Origin of the sequence: Arthrobacter sp. U41 (genome assembly GCF_001750145.1) — a bacterium.
In the GTDB taxonomy this organism is placed as follows: domain Bacteria; phylum Actinomycetota; class Actinomycetes; order Actinomycetales; family Micrococcaceae; genus Arthrobacter.
Map to the genome: position 1 here is coordinate 1712387 of NZ_CP015732.1, position 21656 is coordinate 1734042.

Genomic DNA, 21656 nt, shown 5'->3' on the forward strand with positions numbered 1-21656 from the left:
CGCTCCCGGTCAGGGTCGGCGCAGGAACTCCCGCACGGCATCAATGTACTCCGCGGTGTGTGTTGCCATCACCCCGTGGCCTGCGTCCGCGAAAAGACGGATTTCTGCCGCGGGATAGAGGGCGCGGAGGGCCGCACGTGCCTGGGGCGGGAACGCCTGGTCGTGCTCCGACTCGATCAGCAGCACCGGTGCCGGCGGCGCCGGGGGCGTGCCTACACCCGGCGCTTCGGCACCGGGCAGACGGGAAAATTCCTGCATCTCCCGCAGGGCGGACAGCAGATCCTCCTTGCCCAGCTGGCTGAGGATGTCCGACAGCAGCATGTTCCAGAAAGCCGCGTCCTCCTGCGTGCCGGTTGCAAACCAGCGGCGCCAGTTCCAGCCGGTCAGATAACGCACAGCGCCTTCCGGAAGAACGGCGAGGAAGCTGATCAGGAACGGGAGCAAGGGGAGCGGGGCTGCGGCAGGGCTTCCGGTGTTCGCGAGCACGAGGCGCCGCACACGTTCGGGATGGCGCCGGGCGAAGGTCTGGGCCACAAATCCGCCGAAGGAGGAACCCAGCATGTCAGCCTGCTTGACTCCCTCGGCGTCGAGGATCGCCGCCAGGCCGTCCGCGAGCCCGGCGATGCCGGCGCCGGCCGGGTAGGCCGGCGCCAGGACGCGGAAGTCCCGTTCCAGCGCTTCGATCAGCAGCAGGTACAGGTCCGGCATCCTGGTCCCCCCGGAGGGCAGCAGCACCGTCTGCTCACCCGAGCCGCCGGCAAGGTAGCGCCAGCGCACGCCGGCGACGTCGAGCGTCCTGTACGGGTGGCCGGCACGGAACCCGGCAAGCCTGGCGTCCAGCGCCGCGGGCGGCACGGTCTCCGGTTCAGCCCGGCGGAGTTCGGATGCCGGACGGTGCGGCGCGGCGGCGGGGCTTCCGCTGCGTCCCGCGGAAAGGGAACGGCCTTCGAGGAAGCGTCCGACGACGTCGGCGTATTCGGCCGGGTGGGTGACGGCCGCCCAGTGGCCGCCCTGGCCAAACACGTGCGCGCGGGCGCCGGGATACGTGGCCAGCAGGGCCTCGCGTTCGCGCGACGTAAAGCCGCGGTCGTCGGAAGCGGCGATCACCAGCACCTCCTCCGGGCGTTCGAAGGTCAACGCCGCGGCGTAACGGTCCGGATATGCCGCCAGATCCAGCAGCACCGCCAGGCGCGCCAGGGCCGATTCCTTGGTGTGTGCTGCGAAAAGGTCCTCCGCGTAGGCGGTGAGGAAAGCACGCTCGGCGGCTTCTGCCCCCGAGGCAAGGCGCGCGAGCCTCGGACGGTAGAAAGCGGCAAGGGCGGTCTTGGGCAGCATCGAGAAAACACGGACGAAGGCGCCCACCAGGCGCGTATGGCCCGGGGTGTAGAGACCGAAACCGGAGAGGATGAGCTTGTCCACCCGCTGCGGATAACGGCGTGCAAAGGCGTGCGCGACGCCGGCGCCGAGGGAATGCCCGAAAACACTCGCCGACTCGATGCCCTCGGCGTCGAGGACAGCCGCGACCCCTGCCAGGATTTCGGCCATGGTCCGCACCGGGGGATAAGAGGGGGAGACAACGCGGAAACGGGGTTCGAAAGCGGTGATCGTGCGGAATGCGGAATCGCCGAAGGAGAAGCCGCCGCCCAGGACGAGAAGCGCCGGTCTGGCTTCCCCGGGCCCCGGGGGTACCTCCGCAGCAGGGTGCGCGGCGCTTTCCGCATCTGCCGGGGCGCGGGGCGCGGCGGGCCCCGCGATGTACCTCCATTCGACGCCGCCGACCGTCAGTGAACGGTACGGGTGGGTGGCGCGGAACGCCCTGAGCTCGGCATAGCCGTCTATGGATCCTCCCGCCGGATGGCCTGACACTGGGGAGACTACGCCGTTCCTTCCGGCCATGGCAATCGGTTCATTTGAGCAGGTCCGGCTAGACTCGCACGCTGGGGAAAGAACGCCAAGGCCGCCGGCAGCCTGATCGGGCCGGCGGTGCAATCTCAACCGAAAAGTGATTCCTAAACGTGATCTTGAAGAATGTTGCACGCCCGCTGACCATTTGCACCCTCCTGGCCACCCTTGCACTCACCGCCTGCTCGGCGCCGGACGCCGGCAGTGCGCCGTCGTCCAGTCCCGCAACGTCTGCCGCAACGTCTGCCGCGGCGGCGAGCCCCAGCAAGTCCTCCGGGCTCTGGGGTGACTTCCCCACGGCGGCGGAAGCCTGCGCCGAGATCTCCGAGCAGGCCACGGGCTCCACGCTTCTGCCGCTCACGGCCGCACAAAGCACGGCGGCCGAACTGGAGCAGGCCAAGGCGGAGCTGAACCGCGCCGCGGAACGCGCCCCCGAGAGCATCAAGGCCGACTTCACTGCCCTGAGCCAGACGGCCATCGCCGGCATCAAAGACCAGACCGTCTTCTCCAGCGGGAAACTCCAGGACGCGATGACCCCGGTGCAGGGCTGGCTCGCCGCCAACTGCACGTAGCAGGACCCCAGGCGGCCATCTTGTCGATGGCAGGTACTAGGGTGGTCACAAAGAGAAGGGGGAGTGCCTTATGGAATACCAGAATTCTCAACCCGTTGCTGCTGCGGTGCCCGAGTTGCCCAGCACCGCGCCCATGACCGGCGGTGGCCGCACCGTCATTTCCGAAGCCGCCGTCGCGAAGGTCGCCGGCATCGCCGCCCGCGCCGTCCCCGGCGTCTACTCCCTGGGGACAGGCCCCTCCCGCGCGCTCGGCGCCTTCCGTGACGCCGTCGGCAGCTCGGACCACGCCGCCGGTGTCCGCGCCGAGGTCGGCGAAACCCAGGTGGCCGTCGACATTGACCTGGTGGCGCTGTACGGCACTCCGCTTCACGCCCTGGCCGACCAGATTCGCGCCGCCGTGTATTCGGCGGTCGAAGAGCTTGTCGGGCTCCAGGTCATCGAAGTCAACATCGAGATCACCGACGTCCATGTGCCCGGCCCGCCCAAGACCGGCGGCCCGGCCGAGACCCGGCCTTCAAGGGAGGCAATCCAGTGAATCTGACGGTTGTGGGGATCGCAGTGGGCGCCTTCGTGGCGTTCATGTCCTTCCAGTTCGGCGTCTGGGGTTTCCTGGGCGCCCTGCTCTTCATGGGGATCGGAGCCCTGCTGGGCCGTGCCGCGGAAGGGAAACTGGACCTGCGCAGCGTGCTTGACGCCCTCACGGGCCGGCGTTCCTCCTCATGAGCGGCACCGCTGGCGCTGTCCACACTGCCGCGATGGCGGGGGGGCACACCAGGATCAGCACCCAGGCGCTCACCAGCGTGGCGCAGGCTGCCGCCGCAGAAGCCCTCGGCGTCACCCCCCAGGAGGTTCGGGCGGAGTGGTCCGACGACGACGGACTGCTGGCCCTGTCCCTTGTCACGCCCATCACCGTCCCGTCGCTGACCGCTGTGCTGCGGGACGCCGGACGGGTCACGGCCTTCGGGGGCTCAGTCTGGGACCGGGCCGTGGCCGCCAAAGCCGAGATCCTGCACCGCGTGACCGAACTGAGCGGCGCCCTGCTGAGCCGGGTGGACATCCGGATCAGCGGCGCCAGCATGAGTGAAGGAGGGCGTGTCCATTGAGTCACCGCTTTGACCACCCTTCCAGCCACCGGAGCCCCGTCCCGGCTGCTCCCAACGCCGCACCCGCAGCCGGCAGTGACGCCCCCGCGGGGAACGGCGCCGGAGGCATGGAGGAGATCCTCAAACGCGAGACCCACTCCTCACGGGCCGTGGCCTCGATCATCGCCGCCGTCCTCGTGATCGCGCTGTGCGTCTACGCCCTCCTGGAAACCGCGGTCCGGGCCATCGGACAGCCGCCCTGGCTCGTGGATCCGGAGACTGCAGCGGAACAGGTGGTGGCCCTCCCGAACGGGGTCCCGCCGCTCCTGCTTGGCGTCATGGGCGCAGTGTTGGTGATGGCCGGTCTGTTCTTCTTCCTGACCGCGGTACTGCCCGGCCGCCGGGCCCGGCACCTGCTGCGGGACCGCCGCGCCGCCGTCGTGGTGGACGACGAGGTGATTGCCTCCGCGCTGGCACGCCGTGCCCGGGTGGCAGCCAATTTGAGCCAGGATCAGGTAATGGTGACCGTGTCCCGGCAGCAGGTGGAGGTCAATGTCCGACCGACCTCCGGCGTGCCGCTGAGCCCGGATGCCGTCCGCGCCGCCGTGCGCGATGAGCTCCGGGACATGGGACCTTCCCCCCTGCCGGAGGTTCGGGTCAATGTGGCTGCGGCAGGAGTGATTGGCGCATGAACGGCACCCCACGGATCCTCAACCGGATCCTGATCGGCATCCTCGGCCTCAAGCTCCTCGCCATCGGAATCCTGCTCCTCCTGCTCGCGGCTGTCCCCGCCGTAGGGCGCTGGTGGCAGGGCTGGTCCGCCGGCGTGTGGCGCATTTGGCGTGATCTGTTCGAACGCACCCGTTTCCCGGGGCGTGCGGATAGCTGGCTTTGGATTGTCGTGGTGCTGGCACTGCTGCTGGTGATTGGCGTCATGGTGGCCTGGATCGCCCAGCAGGGCAAGGGCAGGGCCAACCTGCTCGTGTCCGAAGAGGATCCGGGCGAGGTGCCCGGGAACGTGAGGATCGGCAGCGGCGTGGCCGAGCAGGCGCTCCGGGCGGCCCTGGCAGACCGTCCGGACCTGGCAGGCGTCACCGTCGCCACCTACGAATTCCGCGGCGAGCCGGCCCTGAAGATCAGGGTCCAGCCGCGCCAGGGAGTGGCCCCGCAACGGCTCGCGTCCGAGGTGTCCGCCCTCGTGGAGGCGCTCGACGTCGCGATCGGCAAACGCACCCCGGTGCTCATCCATATCGCCGCCGGTGCACGGTCGAGGTTCGGGCGCGCGGAGCGGGTCCGCTGACCCGTCGGGGTGAGCTTTCGGCTATATCTTTTGCCAGGCAGGCCGGGGCGCCCCATGCCCGGATTCCGTTGAATCGGAGCGGGCTGGCACACAAATCAGGCTCCGGCACAAGAGTCTCCTTTCTGTAAAGGTTCGATGTAAACGCTTGCATTCCTTACCGGATGGTGGTTATTGTGATGGGCACCACATGAACGCACCGCCGTTTTTTGTCCGGAACTCAGCGAGGAGCCCCCCAGAATGAAGACACCGAAGTTCCTACTTCCCGTAGCTACAGCAGGCGTTCTAGCCCTCACCCTCTCCGCCTGTGGCGGCGGAGGAGGCGGCGGCACGACCGCTGGCGGCGGAGACGCCGAGCAGGGCTTGGATGGCCGCGGTCCCATCACCTACGTCCAGGGCAAGGACAACAGCAACGTGGTCCGTCCCGTGATTGAAAAGTGGAACGCAGCCCACCCGAACGAGACAGTCACGTTCAAGGAGCAGACCGACCAGGCCGACCAGCAGCACGATGACCTCGTGCAGAACTTCCAGGCCAAGAACGCCAACTACGACGTTGTCAGCGTCGACGTGGTTTGGACGGCCGAGTTCGCCGCCAAGGGCTGGCTCCAGCCGCTCAAGGACAAGATGGCGCTGGACACCTCGGCGATGTTGAAGCCGACGGTGGAAGCGGCATCCTACAAGGGCACGCTCTACGCCGTTCCGAAGGACTCCGACGGCGGCATCCTTTACTACCGCAAGGACCTCGTCCCCACGGCGCCCAAGACCTGGGACGAGATGATGGGCATGTGCTCCATTGCCACGGAAAACAACATCGGTTGCTTCGCGGGCCAGTACGCCAAGTATGAGGGCCTCACGGTGAACACTGCGGAGGCAATCAACTCCACCGGAGGTTCCGTCCTCGACAAGGATGGTAAGCCGAACCTGAACACCCCCGAGGCCAAGGCCGGCCTCGAAAACCTTGTCAAGGCATATGCCGACGGCAACATCCCGAAGGAAGGCATCACCTTCCAGGAGGAGCAGGGCCGCCAGGCCTTCCAGGACGGCAAGCTGCTGTTCCACCGCAACTGGCCGTACGTGTACAACCTGGCCGTGACGGAAGGTTCCTCCAAGGTCAAGGATGTCCTTGGCATGGCGGCTCTGCCGGGCACGGACGGCCCCGGGGCATCGACGCTCGGCGGACACAGTGCCGCGGTGAGTGTCTACTCGAAGAACAAGGCCACTGCCCTGGACTTCCTGAAGTTCATCACCACCGAAGAAACCCAGAAGTTCTACGCCACGCAGGGTTCACTCGCCCCGGTCCTCTCCGCCCTGTACGACGACCAGGAACTTGTCGCCAAGCTGCCGTACCTGCCGGTGCTGAAGACCTCGATCGAGAACGCCGTGCCGCGTCCTGTTACCCCGTTCTACCCGGCTGTCACCAAGGCGATCCAGGAAAATGCCTACGCGGCCATCAAGGGTGAAAAGACCGTGGACGCGGCCTTGTCCGATATGCAGAAGTCCATCGAGTCCGCTAGCGCGGGACAGTAGCCTCGCCATGGCAACCGAACTGGGCCCGACGTCGGTCAAGGAACCGGCGTCGGGCGGGACCCCGATCCACCACGCGCCCAAGGGCGTCGGGGAGGATAACCGGATAGCGAGCCAGGGCCGTTGGGCATCCTGGCTGCTCGCGCCGACCGTCATCGCACTGGCCATCGTGATCGTCTACCCGATCATCAGCGCCATCGTGATGTCATTCGAGAAGGACGCAGGCCTTGACCCCGTCACGGGGCTGTTCACCGCGGGCGGCCCGGCCGGTTTCTCGAACTACGTCAACTGGATCGCCCAGCAGTGCGCCGCTCCCGGCGGCGGAACGGTGGCCTGCCCTCCCGGCACGCTGGGCGCGCAGTTCTGGTCAGCGACCGCAACCACCTTCTTCTTCACCGTCGTCACCGTGACGCTGGAGACAATTCTCGGCTTCTGGATGGCGCTCATCATGGCCCGGACCTTCAAGGGCCGCAGCCTGGTCCGTGCCGCTGTCCTGGTTCCGTGGGCCATCCCCACCGCCGTCACGGCCCAGCTCTGGCTGTTCATCTTCGCCTTCGAGGGCATCGCCAACAAACTGTTCAACACCACCATCCTGTGGACGGGCAGCGAGTGGCCGGCCAAGTGGGCGGTCATCATCGCCGACACCTGGAAGACGACGCCGTTCATGGCGCTGTTGATCCTTGCCGGTCTGCAGATGATTCCTGCCGAGGTTTACGAAGCGGCCAAGGTCGACGGTGCGTCCGCCTGGCAGCGCTTCCGGATGATCACCCTGCCGCTGGTCAAGCCGGCGCTCATGGTCGCCATCCTCTTCCGTACCCTGGATGCCCTGCGTATGTTCGACCTTCCGTACATTTTGACGGAAGGTTCCAACAACACCACCACGCTTTCCATCCTGGTGATTAACCAGATCAGGCAAGGCTTCAACGCAGCCGCAGCCCTGTCCACCATTACCTTCATCATCATCTTCATTGTTGCCTTCATCTTCGTCCGCTTCCTTGGAGCGAACGTGGTGGAGCAGCAGACCGGCGCAGGTAAGGGGAAGAAATGACCGCCGCGACCGAACTCCGGGCCAAGCAGGACCGGGGCCGCAAAGTAGCCCAAAACCGCGAGAAGTGGGCCCAGGGACGCACCTACATCAGCGCGGCCGTCATCCTGATCTGGTGCCTCGCGCCGGCGTACTGGATGGTGGTCACCGCGTTCCGCAACGTGGGCTTCACCTACGACACCTCGCTCCTGCCCACCCATGTCACGCTGGACAACTTCATCACCGCCTTCGACACCTCGTTCGGCAACAGGTTCGGCCAGGCGCTGCTGAACAGCGTGTTCATCGGCGTGACGGTGACCGTGATCTCACTGGTGATCGGCGTCTTCGCGGCCTATGCCCTGGCGCGGTTGAACTTCCGGTTCAAGTACTTGGTGCTGGGCTTCATCCTGGGGGCGTCCATGTTCCCCGGCGTCGCCCTCATCACCCCGCTGTTCCAGCTGTTCACCAATATCGGCTGGATCGGCACCTACCAGGCGCTGATCATTCCGAACATCTCCTTCGTGCTCCCGCTGACGGTCTACACCATGACCTCGTTCTTCCGGGAAATGCCGTGGGAGCTTGAAGAAGCGGCCCGCGTGGACGGCTGCACCCAGGGCCAGGCCTTCCGCAAGGTGATCATGCCGCTGGCTGCACCGGCTATCTTCACGACCGCGATCCTGGCGTTCATCTCCTCGTGGAACGAGTTCCTGATTGCCAGCCAGCTCTCCAATGATGCGACCCAACCCGTGACGGTGGCCATTGCCAACTTCGCCGGGGCCCAGCCGCAGCAGATTCCCTACACGGCCATCATGGCAGCTGGCACGATCGTCACCATTCCGCTGGTGATCCTGGTGCTGATTTTCCAGCGCAAAATCGTGGCCGGCCTCACCGCCGGCGCGGTCAAGTGACGGCACCGCGATGAGCGGAAAGCCGAACCATGGCCTGGTGCGCAGCGAGCATCGTCGGGTGCGCTCGGGGGAGGACTTCGACATCATCATCGGGCTGCTCGGGTTCTGGGCGCTGGTGCTGCTGGTGGTCACCGTCTGGATGGAGGTGACGGCCCAGCCCGCCCTTGGCTGGGCGCTGGGCCTGTTGGCCATGCTGCTGGCCTTGTACGGCATGATCCGGCTGCGCCGGCGCCTGCCCCAGAGGACGGCAACCCGGCACAACTAAAGAACGCGGGGTCACTTGCGGCCCATGCGTATGGGATTTATGGGCCGCAAGTGACCCCGCGTAGCCCGGATGGGCTTTTGCTGCCGTGGGGAGGCACAGCTGATGCATGGCTGCGGAGGGCCGCGAGGCGCCTCCGCAGCCGGTCGACAAAGGGGACACGGTGGCAAAGACAACAGACAGGGCGCAGCGCGGCGGCCATTCCGGCGTCAGCATTGAGGACGTGGCCGCCGCAGCCGGAGTGTCAACCGCCACCGTGTCCCGGGCGGTCCGCGGTCTGCCCAGGGTATCGCCGGCCACGCGGGAGAAAATCCTGGGTATCGCCGAAACCCTGGGCTATGTGGCCTCCTCCTCGGCGTCCGGGCTGGCCACCGGGCGCACCAGGACCATCGGCGTGCTGGCCCCGTTCGTGAGCCGCTGGTTCTTCTCCAAATCCATCGAGGGCGCGGACCGGGAACTGCACGCCCGGCAGTACAACCTCTCGCTGTTCAATCTGGGCGGCCACGGCAGCAACCGTGAACGGCTCTTCAGCAAAACCATGGTCTACAAGCAGATCGACGCGCTGCTCGTGCTCTGTATGGCACTGACGCATGAGGAGATCGAACACCTGCAAAAAATCGACATCCCCATGATCGTTGTCGGCGGGCATGTCGAGGAGTGCCCCTACATCGGGATCGACGACTACGCCGCCGCCGCAACCGCCGTGCGGCACCTCATCGACCTCGGCCACACCGAGATCGCCCTGCTGCACGGCGACGACGAAACCGACCTCAACTTCGACGTACCCAGGGTCCGGATCAAGGCCTTCCAGGACGTGATGTCGGAAGCCGGACTGAAGGTCCGGGACGAATGGGACGAGTGGGGTGACTTCACGGTCCGCAGCGGCCAGGACGCCTTCCACCGGCTCTGGGACAGGCCTGGGCCGAAGCCCACCGCGATCTTCTGCGCCTCCGATGAGATGGCCATGGGGATCATCTTTGAAGCCAACCGTGCCGGAGCTCGGGTTCCGGAGGATTTGTCCGTGATCGGGATCGACGACCACGACTTTTCCGAAGCCATGGGTCTCACCACGGTCAGGCAGCGCCCTGACGAGCAGGCAGAACTGGGCACCAAGATGCTCCTGGACGAGCTCGACGGGATCGCCGGGGCGGTGCGCTCCACGATTGCCCCGCACGAGTTGATCGTCCGGAACACGACGGCGCCGCCGCGGCAGCTCTGACAAGCCGCTGTTCGGAAGGCCGGCAGTCAGGAAGCGCGGGCCAGCTGCCGGATCGGGATCCAGCGGGACGCCAGCCGCCGGTAGGCGGCGGCCGCGCCGGTCATGTCCCCTTCGGCCAGGCACTCAATGCCGAGCCGCACATCCATGGGGGAGTCATCCGGGTAGACCTTGTCCGCGACTGCGCCATAATCCAGTTCCACCACCGACTCCGGGTGGAAGAGTTCCAGCCATTCGGTGAGCTGGGTCAGGTCCTCGAGCATGTCCAGATCCGGCGCGGCGAGGGCCAGGTGGGCCACCGCGTAGCGGACCCGCTCCAGGGCTTCGCCAATCGTCGCACGGATGCGCACGGTGACAATGTGCCCGTCGGATTCCACCACGTCCGTGGGGTCCGATTCCTGGAACAGGCAGAACCAGCTGAACGGGATGCCCCAGGTGGACGCCCGGGTGTGCACGCGGCCCAGGCCTGCGTGGGCCCGCGCGTCGTTGATGCGTTCCTGGTGCTTGTCGCGCTGTTCCTCCGGAATCAGCAGCTGGGCCAGCGGCCCGTGGATCCCCTCCATCAAGGCGTTGGCGGCCAGCCCGGCCCGGAGCACCAGCTGGCTGGGGCAATACAGCAGTTTCTCCGGTTCACCGGCTGCGGCCCGAGCCCGGGTGTCCCCGGCAGCCGGGGCTGCGGGGCCGCCGTCGGCTGTGGCCGGGGGAGCGGTTTTCGGGGGCGGGGCAATGACCCGGACCAAGTCCGTCGCCCCGGTGGGGAATGGGTCCCCGCCCGGGCGGGTGATGCGGCCCAGAGAGGCCAGCAGCTCAGCGTTTTCGACGGCCGCGCGGGAAACGCTGCGGGCTCCCGCCGCGCGCAAGGCCTCCTGCTGTTCGGCCGGGAACGCCGCCAGGGGTTCGTAAATGCGCAGCGCGGAGGAGAAAGGCAGCCCGGCCTGTCCCCGGTAGAGGTTGCCCGTCATTGGATCACACCGCTTCCGTGGTGGGCGTTCATCAGTCGCTCAGCTCCACGATCACGGGGGCGTGGTCCGAGGCGCCCTTGCCCTTGCGTTCCTCGCGGTCGATCGCTGCGCCGGTGACCCGGGACGCCAGGGCGGGGGAGGCGAGGACAAAGTCGATCCGCATGCCCTCCTTCTTCGGGAAACGCAGCTGGGTGTAGTCCCAGTAGGTGTAGACGCCCGGCCCGGGGATGTGCGGCCGGACCACGTCCTGGAAGCCCGCCTCCTCGAAGGCGTGGAACGCCGCCCGTTCCGGCTCGCTGACGTGGGTGAGGCCCTCCGTGCGGAAGTAGTCGATGTCCCAGACGTCGTCGTCCTGCGGGGCGATGTTCCAGTCGCCCATCAGGGCGATCTGCGCTTCGGGATCTTCCCGGATCCAGCCCTCGGCGTGGGTCCGCAGCGTATCCAGCCAGCTGAGCTTGTACGGCATGTGCTCGTCGTCCAGTGCCCGGCCGTTGGGGACGTAGAGGCTCCAGACCCTGATGCCGCCGCAGGTGGCGCCGATGGCACGGGCCTCCTGCACGGCATCCTTGCCGCTCTTGCCGAAGAGGGGCTGGTCCAGGAAGGTGCGCTCGACGTCGGCGAGCCCCACCCGGGAGGCGATCGCCACACCGTTCCACTGGCTCACGCCGAAGTGCGCGACTTCGTAACCCATGTTCTCAAACAGCTCCCAGGGGAAGTTGTCGTCCTTGCACTTGGTTTCCTGGATGGCCAGGACATCACAGTCGGTGCGCTGAAGCCAGGCTTCAACACGGTCAGCACGGGCGCGGAGCGAATTCACATTCCAGGTAGCAATCTTCACAATCCCTAACTTACCGAACTTGTCTGCCGGACGAAGCTGCCCGCCGGCCACGCCCTCTGGAATTTAGTAGGAAGTCCGAGTATATTCAGGACTGGAAGATGACGTGGGTCACAGGCGGCCCGGCCGTCACCACGGCAATCACACGGTGCAAAGGAGCATTCCATTATGGTTCGCGAGCTATCCCACTACATTGACGGACAGCATGTTGAAGGCACCTCGGGGCGCTTCGGCGATGTCTACGATCCGTGCACCGGCGAGGTCCAGGCCAGGGTGCCGCTGGCAAGTACCGAGGAAGTCCGCAACGTGATCTCCAACGCGGAAAAGGGCCAGCTCGAATGGGCGGCCATGAACCCGCAGCGCCGCGGCCGTGTCCTGCTCAAGTTCGTCGATCTGGTCAACCAGAACCTGGACGAACTCGCCACCCTGCTGTCCTCGGAACACGGCAAGACCTTCCTCGACGCGAAGGGCGACATCCAGCGCGGCATCGAGGTCGTGGAATTCGCCGCCGGCGCCCCGCACCTGCTCAAGGGCGAATTCTCGGACAGCGCCGGAACCGGCGTCGACGTCCACTCGCTGCGCCAGCCCCTCGGCGTCGTCGCCGGCATCACGCCCTTCAACTTCCCGGCCATGATCCCGCTCTGGAAGTCCGGTCCGGCCCTGGCCGCGGGCAACTCCTTCATCCTCAAGCCCTCCGAACGGGACCCCTCCGTGCCGCTGCGGCTTGCCGAGCTCTTCACCGAGGCCGGCCTGCCGGCTGGCGTCTTCAACGTCGTCAACGGCGACAAGGAAGCGGTGGATGCACTGCTGGAGGACCCGCGGGTCCAGGCCATCGGCTTCGTCGGCTCCACGCCGATCGCCCAGTACATCTACGCCACCGCCGCCGCGAACGGCAAGCGCGCACAGTGCTTCGGCGGGGCAAAGAACCACATGGTGATCATGCCGGACGCGGACCTGGACATGGCCGCGGATGCCCTGATGGGCGCCGGCTTCGGGTCCGCCGGAGAACGCTGCATGGCGATCTCGGTCGCCGTCCCCGTCGGCAAAGCCACGGCAGACGCGCTCGTCGCGAAACTGGAGGAGCGGATCGCGGACCTCAAGGTGGGCCACAGCCTCGCCAAGGATTCGGACTTCGGCCCCGTGGTGGCGGCCTCCGCCAAGGAACGGATCGAAGGCTACATCCAGGCCGGCGTCGACGAGGGCGCCACCCTGCTGGCCGACGGCCGCGGCCTCAAAGTCGAAGGCTACGAAGGCGGCTTCTGGGTCGGCCCCACCCTCTTCGACAATGTCACCAAGGACATGACGATTTACAAGGAAGAGATTTTCGGCCCCGTGCTGAGTGTGCTCCGCGCGGAGGACTACGACGAGGCACTGCGGCTGTGCAGCGAGCACGAGTTCGGCAACGGCGTGGCCATCTTCACCCGCGACGGCGACTCCGCCCGCGACTTCGCCAGCCGGGTCCAGGTGGGCATGGTGGGCATCAACGTCCCCATCCCGGTGCCGATCGCCTACTACACCTTCGGCGGCTGGAAGGCCTCCGGTTTCGGTGACCTCAACCAGCACGGCGCTGACGCCTTCCGCTTCTACACCAAGACCAAGACGGTCACCACCCGCTGGCCCTCCGGCATCCGCACCGGTGCCAGCTTCGTGATGCCGGAAGGCAGCTGATGGCGGGGAAGCACTCTGAGCCGTCCCACACGGCGGAGGTGCTGTTCGAACGGCGCGGCCGGCTGGGCGTGGTCACGCTCAACCGGCCCAAGGCAGTCAATGCGCTCACCGCGGGGATGGCATCGGCGATGCTGGAGCAGCTCACCCTCTGGGCGGACGACGACGCCGTGGCAGCGGTGCTGGTCCGCGGCGCCGGTGACCGGGGGCTCTGCGCCGGCGGCGACATCGTGGCGATCTACCGGGACATGCTCGACGGCGGTGACGCGACGGCCGCTTTCTGGGCCGAGGAATACAGGTTGAACTCCCTGATCTCGGGCTACCCCAAGCCGTATGTGGCGTTCATGGACGGACTGGTCCTGGGCGGCGGGGTAGGGATTTCCGCGCATGGCTCGGTCCGGATCGTCACCGAACGCACGCGGATGGGTATGCCGGAGACCACGATCGGGTTGGTGCCCGACGTCGGCGGAACCCTGCTGCTCTCCCGCTCACCGGGGGAGACCGGCACCCATGCCGCCCTCACCGGGGCGCACCTGAGCGGGGCCGACGCGCTCTTCCTCGGGTTCGCGGACTACTTTGTTCCGTCCGGGAAGCTGGCGGAACTGGCCGAGGCGCTGGAAGGCGAAGCGGCGGACGCCGCCGTCGCCCGCTTCGCCGAGGAGGCTCCGGCCTCCGTGCTTGCGGCGCAGCAGGAATGGATTGACGCCTGCTATTCCAGCGACGACGCCGAGGAGATCCTGCGCCGGCTGCGCACCGTGGGCGGGGAGGCCGCCGAGGTTGCCGGCACCATCGAGACGAAGTCGCCGACCGCCGTGAAGGTGGCGCTGGAATCCCTGCGCCGTGTCCGCGGACTGAGCCTCGAGGAAGCCCTGGAACAGGAGTACCGGGTGGGGATGCGGTTCCTCGCCGGCCCCGACTTCCGCGAAGGCATCCGCGCCCAGGTGGTGGACAAGGACCGCAACCCGCGCTGGCAGCCCGCCACGCTGGCGGAGGTCAGCCGCGACGCCGTCGAATCCTATTTTGCGCCGCTGGGCGACCGTGAACTGATGCTTTCGAAGGAGCGCGACAATGTCTGAACCATCGCCGTCTGAACTGAACCAGCCAGGGGCGCAGGCCGGCCCGGTGGCCTTCCTTGGCCTTGGGCATATGGGCGGGCCGATGGCCATCAACCTGGTCAAAGCCGGTTACACCGTGACCGGCTTCGACGTGGTGCCGGCGGCGCTGGAAACTGCCCGCGCGCATGGCATCGCCACCGCGGACACCGCCGCCGAGGCCGTGGCAGGTGCCACTCTTGTGCTGACGATGCTTCCCAGCGGCAAACACCTGCTGGACGCCTACCGCGGCACGGACGGCCAGCCGGGGCTGCTCGCCACCGCAGCACCCGGCACGCTTTTCCTGGACTGCTCCACGATCAACGTGGACGAGGCCCGCGAGGCTGCCAACCTCGCCGTCGCGGCCGGCCACCGGGCCGTGGACGCGCCGGTTTCCGGCGGCGTCGTCGGAGCCGAAGCGGGCACCCTGACCTTTATGGTCGGGGCACTTCCGGAGGACTTCGAGGCGGTCAAGCCGATGCTCGAGGTGATGGGAAAGCGCGTGGTCCACTGCGGGGAGCACGGGGCAGGGCAGGCCGCGAAGATCTGCAACAACATGATCCTCGGCGTCTCGATGATCGCGGTCAGCGAAGCCTTCGTCCTCGGTGAGAAGCTGGGCCTCACACACCAGGCGCTGTTCGACGTCGCCTCCGCAGCCTCGGGCCAGTGCTGGGCGCTGACCACCAACTGCCCCGTGCCGGGCCCGGTTCCCACCAGCCCCGCCAACCGCGACTATCAGCCCGGCTTCGCGGGTGCCCTGATGGCGAAGGACCTCAAGCTCGCGCTCAATGCACTGGAAAGCACCGGCGTCGCCGCCAGGCTGGGGCCGCTCGCTTCGGAGATCTACGATACCTTTGCCGCGGAAGGCGGGGCGGGCCGGGACTTCTCCGGCATCATCACCGACATCCGGGAAAAATCCGAACACTAGCCGGTTCCGAACACTGGCCGGTTTGAAACACTGAGAAGCCGGACACCAAACATTCTGACAAGCAGCTGAGGGGACAGGCATGACGGAGCAGTACACAAACATTCTGGTGGAGCGCCGGGGCAGGGTGGGGCTCGTGACGCTCAACCGGCCCGAGGCGCTGAATGCCCTGAACAAGGCCACCATGGACGAACTCGTGGCCGCCGTGTCGGCCATGGATGTCGACCCGGAGGTGGGGGCGGTCGTGCTGACCGGCTCCGCCAAGGCCTTCGCGGCCGGGGCGGACATCAAGGAAATGCAGTCCAAGGGCTACATGGACATGTACGCGGCGGATTGGTTCCGCGGCTGGGAAGACTTCACCCGGCTGCGGATCCCGGTGGTCGCGGCCGTGTCCGGGTTCGCCCTGGGCGGCGGCTGTGAGCTCGCGATGATGTGCGATTTCATCATCGCCGGGGACAACGCCAAGTTCGGACAGCCGGAAATCAACCTCGGCGTGCTGCCCGGCATGGGTGGCTCGCAGCGCCTCACCCGCGCGGTGGGAAAATCCAAGGCGATGGACATGATCCTGACCGGGCGATTTATGGACGCAGTGGAAGCCGAACGCGCCGGCCTGGTGTCCCGTGTGGTGCCGGCCGCTGACGTTGTTGACGAGGCACTTAAAGCGGCCGGGGTGATTGCTTCCAAATCCAAGCCGGTGGCGATGGTCGCCAAGGAAGCCGTCAACACCGCCTTCGAGACCGGACTGGCCCAGGGCGTGCTCTTCGAACGTCGCGTGTTCCACTCGCTGTTCGCCACCGAGGACCAGAAGGAAGGCATGGCCGCCTTCGCCGAGAAGCGCCAGCCGGACTTCACCCACCGCTAGCCGGCACGCATCACGCGGCACGCAGGCCTTCGTGCGACGCGCCGGCTGTCTCGTGACGCGCAAAAGCCCTGTCGCCGCCGAATTCCGGTAGCGACAGGGCTTTTGCGCGTCACGGGGCCGTTCCCGCGGCGTCACGCCGGCCAGGACCCGCCGCGTCTGGGCTGTCCGGGCCCGTCAGGGCATCAGGCCGCGCTGATCCCGAAGAGCCCGATAATCAGGGCCATCACCGCGAGGGTGACGAGTTCGTGGGCACAGTTCAGGACCGTCAGTCCGGCCGGGCGTCCCTCGAAGGCGTCGTGGGTGATGAACCTGGCCGCGGTGAACCCCGCCCAGAGGATCAGGGCGGTGACCAGGGTGTTGACCAGGAAATTCCCGCCGTAGAAGTGCTGCGAGATGGCCGCGGACCCGGCCAGCACCCAGGCGCTGAAGAAGCTGACCACCAGTGTGATCAGGATCGGCGTCACGGCGTCCCTGGCCTCACCGCTCGGGTTGACCTTGGCGACGCGCATCCAGTAGTTGCCGAACACCTTCGGCATGTACCAGACGGACCCGACCACCATGCTGGACAGCGTGGCTAGCAGTACCGCCCAGATGTTGATTTCCGGTCCCCGGCGTTCCCGACTACCTCTTTTAGGAGGTAGTTGGATGTCCATGCTTTTCGTTACGGTGAGCTAAGTCACAAGCCGTGCATCGAGGCTGACATCAAAGGAGATTGCCATGACTTCAGTTTCACCGACTTCGCCGGCCGGGCTGCAAGCGCCGCCCAGCCGCAAGACACTGCGCAAGGTTGCCTTCGCGAGCGCCGCCGGAACCACGATCGAGTTCTACGACTTCTTCATCTACGGCACCGCCGCCGCACTGGTGTTCCCCGTCGTCTTCTTCCCGGCTCTCGGCGCGGCGGCAGGCACCATCGCCTCCTTCGGCACCTTCGCCGTAGCCTTCTTCGCCCGTCCCGTCGGCGCCATCATCTTCGGCCACTTCGGCGACCGGATCGGCCGGAAAAAGACGCTCATCACCACGCTGCTGATGATGGGCATCGCCACCGTGATGATCGGCCTCATCCCGGACGCCAGCACCATCGGCGTGGCCGCCCCCATCCTGCTGGTGGTGCTCCGCTTCGTGCAGGGCCTTGCCGTCGGCGGCGAATGGGCCGGCGCCACGCTCCTCGTGGCCGAATATGCTCCCGTGGGAAAGCGCGGGCTGTTCGGCTCCTTCCCGCAACTCGGTCCGTCGGTTGCCTTCGCCCTGGCCAGCGGCACGTTCCTCCTCACCAACCTGACGCTGGGGGACAAGTCCGAGGCCTTCATCACGATCGGCTGGCGGGTTCCGTTCATCCTCAGCGCAGTGCTCGTCCTCGTGGGCCTCTGGGTCCGGCTGAGCATCGAGGAAACCCCGGTCTTCAAGAACGCCGCCAAGGTTACCCGTACCAGCACCAAACTGCCCATCCTCGAATCCGTCAAGCGCCAGCCGCGCGAAATCCTCCTCGCCGGCGGCTCCCTGACGCTCCTGTTCGCTTTCTTCTACGTGGGCACCGCCTACCTCACCAGCTTTGCCACGAGCCCCACCGGCATGGGGCTGAGCCGCGTGGAAGTGCTGAGCACGGGCATGGTCTCCTCGCTGTTTGTCGCCGCCGCCACTCTGGCCTCCGGCGTCCTCTCGGACCGCTTCGGCCGCAAGAAGGTCATCGCCACCTCCTGCATTCTCGCCGTGCCGTGGTCGCTCATGCTGTTCCCGATCCTCAGCGCGAACACCGTTTTTGCCTTTGGTCTCGGCCTCACCGTCACCCTGGTGATCTTCGCCATCGCCTACGGCCCTGCCGGGGCACTGCTGCCGGAGCTCTTTGAGACCCGCTACCGCTACACCGGCGCCGGCATGGGCTACAACCTGGCCGGCGTCGTCGGCGGAGGCATTGTCCCGCTCGTGGCGGCGCAGCTCGCCGTTACGTCCGGTGCGTGGTCCATCGGGATCCTGCTCGCCGGCATCGGCGTGTTTAGTGTGCTCTGCACCCTGGCTCTGCCCAACCGCGAAAAGCAGGGGCTGGAAGACGGCGGTCCGCACACCTCCTCGAAGCATGTGGACGACGCAGCATTTATCGAGCCCGTCGCCGGTCCCTAGGGATCTGCCGAAGGCAATCCAGCCAGCGGATTCCGGGCTTTGGGGGATGCGCGGGTGGTGGCGGGGCTGCCGGTGAAACCGGCAGTCCCGCCCTATGGGATCAGGCCCAGACGGCGGGCCGCGGACACGGCCTCGAGCCGGTTGTGCGCGGACAACTTGGCCATCGCGTTTTGCAGGTAGCTCTTGACGGTCACCGATTTCAGGCCGAGACGCTCCGCGGTTTCCTGGTACGAGCAGCCCAGCGCCACCTGCGCCAGGACATCGAGTTCACGGCGGGCCAGCCGGGCCGTCGGATGGACGCCGTCGGCCGGCGGCGGCGCCAGGTGGCTGCCGATAAGGTCCACCTGCTGCGCCAGCTGGGGGTCGGAGACCGTTCCGGCAAGGGACCTCAGCTCGGCGTGGGCTTCCCGGACATGCTCCAGCCAACCCCGGTCCAGATTGGGGGAAGGCCCGGCCCTGGCGTTGTCGATGATCGAGACCCGGCGGTCCACCTCGTCCCGGATGCGGAGCTCCGCAGCAATCTCGGCGGCAGCCTCCATCGCCTCGCAGACGGCGTTTTCCCCCAGCGGCGCACTGTCCCGGCTGGCGATGTACAGCACCGCCCGCGACTGGCCCCGGACCACCACGGGGACGGCCGCCATCGAGGTCAGCCGCTCCCGCCTGACGGCGAGATCGTATTCATGGGTGATTCCTTCGGAGGCGATGTAGTCCTCGACCAGGAACGGCCGCCGCTGCGTGAAAACCCGGCCGCCGAGCCCCGTGCCGGGTACCACCAGCATCTGGTGCAGGCTGGACGTGGCGGTGCCAAGGAAATCCGTCAGCTGCAGCAGCTCGCCGCTGGCCAGCCCGGCGAAGAGCACGGCGGGCCGGAACCTGCCGGAGAGCAGGCGCAGGGAAGCGCGGAGCAGCTCCCGGTCATCGGGGCGGGAATACGCGTTCGGCTGCATGAGTTTCTCCAGGTGCCGCGGAAACCCGTCACCGCGTTGTGACGGGCTGTCAATCTTGGCCAGGCGGTTGCGCCGGGGGTCAGTCGCTGAAGTCGCCGGCGTTGCGGCGGAAGGTGCCCAGGATCCCGATCAGCTGGTCGACGTCCTGTTCCGCGAAGCCGGACCGGGCGAACACCTCGGCGTTCAGTGCCGCCGTCGCCCGCTTCGCCAGGGTCCGCCCCTCCTGGGTGAGTTCAATCAGGGTGGTGCGCCCGTCGGTCGGATGCGGCGACCGGATCACCAGCCCCGCCTGCTCCAGCCGGTCGACGGCGTTCGTCACCGACGTGGGATGGACCTGCAGCAGCGCGCTGGCCTTGTTCATGGGCAGGGCGCCGCTGCGGGCGAAGCTCAGCAGGGCGAGCAGTTCGTAGCGGGCAAAGGTAAGTCCGAACGGCTTCAGGACCCCCTCGATCCGGGCCAGCAGGATCTGCTGGGTCCGCATGATGGCGGTGATGGCAGCCATCGGGGCCGCGACGTCGGACCAGCCGTGACGCTCCCAGTTCAGCCGGGCGTCGGCGATCGGATCACGCGGCAGCGGCGTTGCCACGGCACCCCCAGCAACTCGACCTGAATCTCATGGGTTCAGCCTAGCTTTTCGGCCGGACTTTTCAGCCCGGGGAAGTCGGCTTCGGAGTACTCCGTGCCGAGCCCGGCCGGTACCGTTCCTCCGCCGTGGCGCAGTTCTTCGCTGTGCCGCAGCTCCACGCGCCGGATCTTGCCCGAGATGGTCTTGGGCAGCTCGGCAAATTCCAGCCGGCGGATCCGCTTGAACGGCGCCAGATGGTCGCGGCAGTAGCGCAGGATGTCTTCGGCGAGTTCCGGGCCGGGCTCGTGCCCGGCAGCCAGGACGACGAACGCCTTGGGCACGGAGAGCTTGAGCGGGTCCGGGGAGGGGACGACGGCGGCCTCCGCCACGGCCGGGTGCTCGATCAGCACGCTTTCCAGCTCGAACGGGGACAGCCGGTAGTCCGAGGATTTGAAGACGTCATCGCCGCGGCCCACGTAGGTGATGATGCCGCGCTCGTCCCGGCTTGCCATGTCGCCCGTGTGGTAATAACCGTCGCGGAACGCGTCCGCCGTCTTTTCGGGATCCCCGTAGTACGCCTTCATCAGCCCGACGGGACGGGGGTCGAGGCGCAGGCAGAGCTCGCCGTCGTCGCCCTCCGCCCCGGTGGCCGGGTCCACCAGGACGACGTCGTAGCCGGGCAGCGGTTTGCCCATGGCGCCGATCTTGATCGGCTGGCCGGGTGTGTTCGCGATCTGCACCGTGGATTCGGTCTGGCCGAACCCGTCGCGGATGGTCTGGCCCCAGGCGCGCTGGACCTGGTCGATCACTTCGGCGTTGAGCGGCTCGCCGGCGGAAACCACCTTGGTGGGCGGATTTTTCAGCAGGGTCAGGTCGGCCTGGATGAGCATGCGCCAGACCGTGGGCGGGGCGCAGAAGCTCGTCACGGATTCGCGGTCCATCTGCTCCATGAGCGCCTTGGCGTCAAAGCGCTCGTAGTTGTAGATAAACACGCAGGCCTCGGCGATCCACGGCGTGAAGACGTTGGACCAGGCGTGTTTGGCCCAGCCGGGCGAGGCCACGTTGAGGTGCACATCGCCGGGTTCCATCCCGATCCAGAACATGGTGGACAGGTGGCCCACCGGGTAGGAGGTGTGGGTGTGCTCCACGAGCTTGGCTTTGGAGGTGGTGCCCGAGGTGAAGTACAGCAGCAGGGTTTCGTCGGCCAGGGTCGGCGCGTCCGGGGTGAAGTCTTCCCCCGTTCCGGCGGACTCGGTGTACTGCAGGGCGGCTGTGTTTAGCCCGGCGCCGCCGTCGCCGATTTCGATCAGGGTGTAGTCACCGGGGACTTCGTCGAACTTCCTGATATTGGCGCTTCCGACGGCGGCCCAGTTCGCGCCGCCGCGCTCCACCCGGTCCTTGAGGTCCGCGGGTCCCATCAGGGTGGTCGTCGGGATCATCACGATGCCCAGTTTGATGCCGGCGAGCATCAGTTCCCAGAGTTCGACCTGATTGCCGAGCATGATGATCATGCGGTCCCCGCGCCGCACACCCTGGCTGCGCAGCCAGTTGGCCACCTGGGCGGAGCGCCGGGACAGGTCCGCGAAGCTGCGCCGGGTGGCTGAGCCGTCCTGTTCGACGATGACGAGGGCCGGGTTGTCCGCTTTGGCCGGGTCGGCCGCGATCTGGTCGAACCAGTCCAGGGCGAAGTTGAAGTGCTCAAAGCGCGGCCACTGGAATTCGCTGCGCGCCGCCTCGTAGTCCGTGCGGAGGTCAAGCATGCGGTCGCGTGCTTCGCGGAATTCCTCAGTGACTGTCATGGTGCACCTTTCGAAGTCTGGTGGCGCAGCCGTTCCAGGCCCGGCGCCGTTGCCCGGGGATCACCAGTTGCCTAGTGATCCCCATCACTGTGCAATATACTAG

At 67.0% G+C, this 21656-nt stretch carries 23 protein-coding genes; 16 read left to right on the forward strand and 7 right to left on the reverse strand.

The genetic code is table 11. The features are described 5' to 3' along the window. Window positions 1-9: 9 nt before the first annotated feature. Window positions 10-1866, reverse strand: coding sequence for an alpha/beta fold hydrolase (locus ASPU41_RS07985; protein WP_069950470.1), 1857 nt, complete (start codon window positions 1864-1866; stop codon window positions 10-12). Between the two features lie 149 nt (window positions 1867-2015). Here ASPU41_RS07985 and ASPU41_RS07990 point away from each other — a divergent pair, with 149 nt between their 5' ends. From ASPU41_RS07990 to ASPU41_RS08040, 11 genes are all read left to right on the forward strand, one after another. Beyond that, window positions 2016-2474 (forward strand): hypothetical protein, encoded by a 459-nt coding sequence (locus tag ASPU41_RS07990; protein ID WP_231941203.1) that lies wholly within the window; start codon window positions 2016-2018, stop codon window positions 2472-2474. Window positions 2475-2544: 70 nt separating this feature from the next. After that, a complete protein-coding gene (locus ASPU41_RS07995) occupies window positions 2545-3009 on the forward strand; it encodes an Asp23/Gls24 family envelope stress response protein (protein WP_069950471.1) in 465 nt (154 codons plus the stop codon). Next, the gene (locus tag ASPU41_RS08000; protein ID WP_069950472.1) at window positions 3006-3197 is read left to right on the forward strand and encodes a hypothetical protein; all 192 of its coding nucleotides are present in this window, start codon (window positions 3006-3008) and stop codon (window positions 3195-3197) included. The genes ASPU41_RS07995 and ASPU41_RS08000 overlap by 4 nt, the downstream gene beginning before the upstream one ends. Continuing rightward, window positions 3194-3577: a hypothetical protein gene (locus tag ASPU41_RS08005; protein ID WP_069950473.1), complete on the forward strand. Its 384-nt coding sequence runs from the start codon at window positions 3194-3196 to the stop codon at window positions 3575-3577. Before ASPU41_RS08000 ends, ASPU41_RS08005 begins: the two co-directional genes overlap by 4 nt. Before the next feature lie 107 nt (window positions 3578-3684). Beyond that, window positions 3685-4248: a DUF6286 domain-containing protein gene (locus ASPU41_RS08010; protein WP_069950474.1), complete on the forward strand. Its 564-nt coding sequence runs from the start codon at window positions 3685-3687 to the stop codon at window positions 4246-4248. After that, on the forward strand, window positions 4245-4856 hold the full coding sequence (locus ASPU41_RS08015; protein WP_069950475.1) for a hypothetical protein: 612 nt from the start codon (window positions 4245-4247) through the stop codon (window positions 4854-4856). The genes ASPU41_RS08010 and ASPU41_RS08015 overlap by 4 nt, the downstream gene beginning before the upstream one ends. Before the next feature lie 237 nt (window positions 4857-5093). Further along, window positions 5094-6380, forward strand: coding sequence for an ABC transporter substrate-binding protein (locus tag ASPU41_RS08020; protein WP_069950476.1), 1287 nt, complete (start codon window positions 5094-5096; stop codon window positions 6378-6380). 7 nt (window positions 6381-6387) lie between these two features. Next, on the forward strand, window positions 6388-7425 hold the full coding sequence (locus ASPU41_RS08025) for a carbohydrate ABC transporter permease (RefSeq protein WP_069950477.1): 1038 nt from the start codon (window positions 6388-6390) through the stop codon (window positions 7423-7425). Further along, window positions 7422-8309 (forward strand): carbohydrate ABC transporter permease, encoded by an 888-nt coding sequence (locus tag ASPU41_RS08030; RefSeq protein WP_069950478.1) that lies wholly within the window; start codon window positions 7422-7424, stop codon window positions 8307-8309. The genes ASPU41_RS08025 and ASPU41_RS08030 overlap by 4 nt, the downstream gene beginning before the upstream one ends. Before the next feature lie 10 nt (window positions 8310-8319). Further along, entirely contained in the window at window positions 8320-8574 is a 255-nt protein-coding gene (locus tag ASPU41_RS08035) for a hypothetical protein (protein WP_069950479.1), read from the forward strand. Window positions 8575-8734: 160 nt separating this feature from the next. Beyond that, window positions 8735-9790, forward strand: a complete 1056-nt coding sequence (locus ASPU41_RS08040; RefSeq protein ID WP_069952562.1) for a LacI family DNA-binding transcriptional regulator — start codon at window positions 8735-8737, stop codon at window positions 9788-9790. A 26-nt stretch (window positions 9791-9816) separates the two neighbouring features. Here the strand turns inward: ASPU41_RS08040 and ASPU41_RS08045 are convergent, their stop codons facing one another. After that, complete coding sequence (locus ASPU41_RS08045) at window positions 9817-10749, reverse strand: hypothetical protein (RefSeq protein WP_069950480.1); 933 nt, start codon at window positions 10747-10749, stop codon at window positions 9817-9819. A 31-nt stretch (window positions 10750-10780) separates the two neighbouring features. Then, on the reverse strand, window positions 10781-11587 hold the full coding sequence (locus ASPU41_RS08050; protein WP_069952563.1) for an exodeoxyribonuclease III: 807 nt from the start codon (window positions 11585-11587) through the stop codon (window positions 10781-10783). 165 nt (window positions 11588-11752) lie between these two features. Here ASPU41_RS08050 and ASPU41_RS08055 point away from each other — a divergent pair, with 165 nt between their 5' ends. The 4 genes from ASPU41_RS08055 (at window position 11753) to ASPU41_RS08070 (ending at window position 16127) form a co-directional block, all read left to right on the forward strand. Continuing rightward, window positions 11753-13252, forward strand: coding sequence for a CoA-acylating methylmalonate-semialdehyde dehydrogenase (locus tag ASPU41_RS08055; RefSeq protein ID WP_069950481.1), 1500 nt, complete (start codon window positions 11753-11755; stop codon window positions 13250-13252). Further along, window positions 13252-14325, forward strand: a complete 1074-nt coding sequence (locus ASPU41_RS08060; protein WP_069950482.1) for an enoyl-CoA hydratase/isomerase family protein — start codon at window positions 13252-13254, stop codon at window positions 14323-14325. Before ASPU41_RS08055 ends, ASPU41_RS08060 begins: the two co-directional genes overlap by 1 nt. Continuing rightward, on the forward strand, window positions 14318-15268 hold the full coding sequence (mmsB, locus tag ASPU41_RS08065; protein WP_069950483.1) for a 3-hydroxyisobutyrate dehydrogenase: 951 nt from the start codon (window positions 14318-14320) through the stop codon (window positions 15266-15268). The genes ASPU41_RS08060 and mmsB overlap by 8 nt, the downstream gene beginning before the upstream one ends. Window positions 15269-15347: 79 nt before the next feature. Continuing rightward, a complete protein-coding gene (locus ASPU41_RS08070; RefSeq protein ID WP_069950484.1) occupies window positions 15348-16127 on the forward strand; it encodes an enoyl-CoA hydratase in 780 nt (259 codons plus the stop codon). A gap of 182 nt (window positions 16128-16309) precedes the next feature. On the opposite strand, the gene ASPU41_RS08075 is transcribed toward ASPU41_RS08070, so the two are convergent. Continuing rightward, window positions 16310-16780: a DUF1761 domain-containing protein gene (locus ASPU41_RS08075; protein WP_069950485.1), complete on the reverse strand. Its 471-nt coding sequence runs from the start codon at window positions 16778-16780 to the stop codon at window positions 16310-16312. 64 nt (window positions 16781-16844) lie between these two features. On the opposite strand from ASPU41_RS08075, the gene ASPU41_RS08080 reads away from it, so the two are divergent. Next, window positions 16845-18242 (forward strand): MFS transporter, encoded by a 1398-nt coding sequence (locus ASPU41_RS08080; RefSeq protein WP_069950486.1) that lies wholly within the window; start codon window positions 16845-16847, stop codon window positions 18240-18242. A gap of 92 nt (window positions 18243-18334) precedes the next feature. On the opposite strand, the gene ASPU41_RS08085 is transcribed toward ASPU41_RS08080, so the two are convergent. The 3 genes from ASPU41_RS08085 to ASPU41_RS08095 form a co-directional block, all read right to left on the reverse strand. Next, entirely contained in the window at window positions 18335-19189 is an 855-nt protein-coding gene (locus ASPU41_RS08085; RefSeq protein WP_069950487.1) for a helix-turn-helix transcriptional regulator, read from the reverse strand. A gap of 79 nt (window positions 19190-19268) precedes the next feature. After that, entirely contained in the window at window positions 19269-19775 is a 507-nt protein-coding gene (locus tag ASPU41_RS08090; protein WP_069950488.1) for a MarR family winged helix-turn-helix transcriptional regulator, read from the reverse strand. 35 nt (window positions 19776-19810) lie between these two features. Then, window positions 19811-21553, reverse strand: coding sequence for an AMP-binding protein (locus ASPU41_RS08095; protein WP_069950489.1), 1743 nt, complete (start codon window positions 21551-21553; stop codon window positions 19811-19813). Window positions 21554-21656 lie beyond the last annotated feature (103 nt).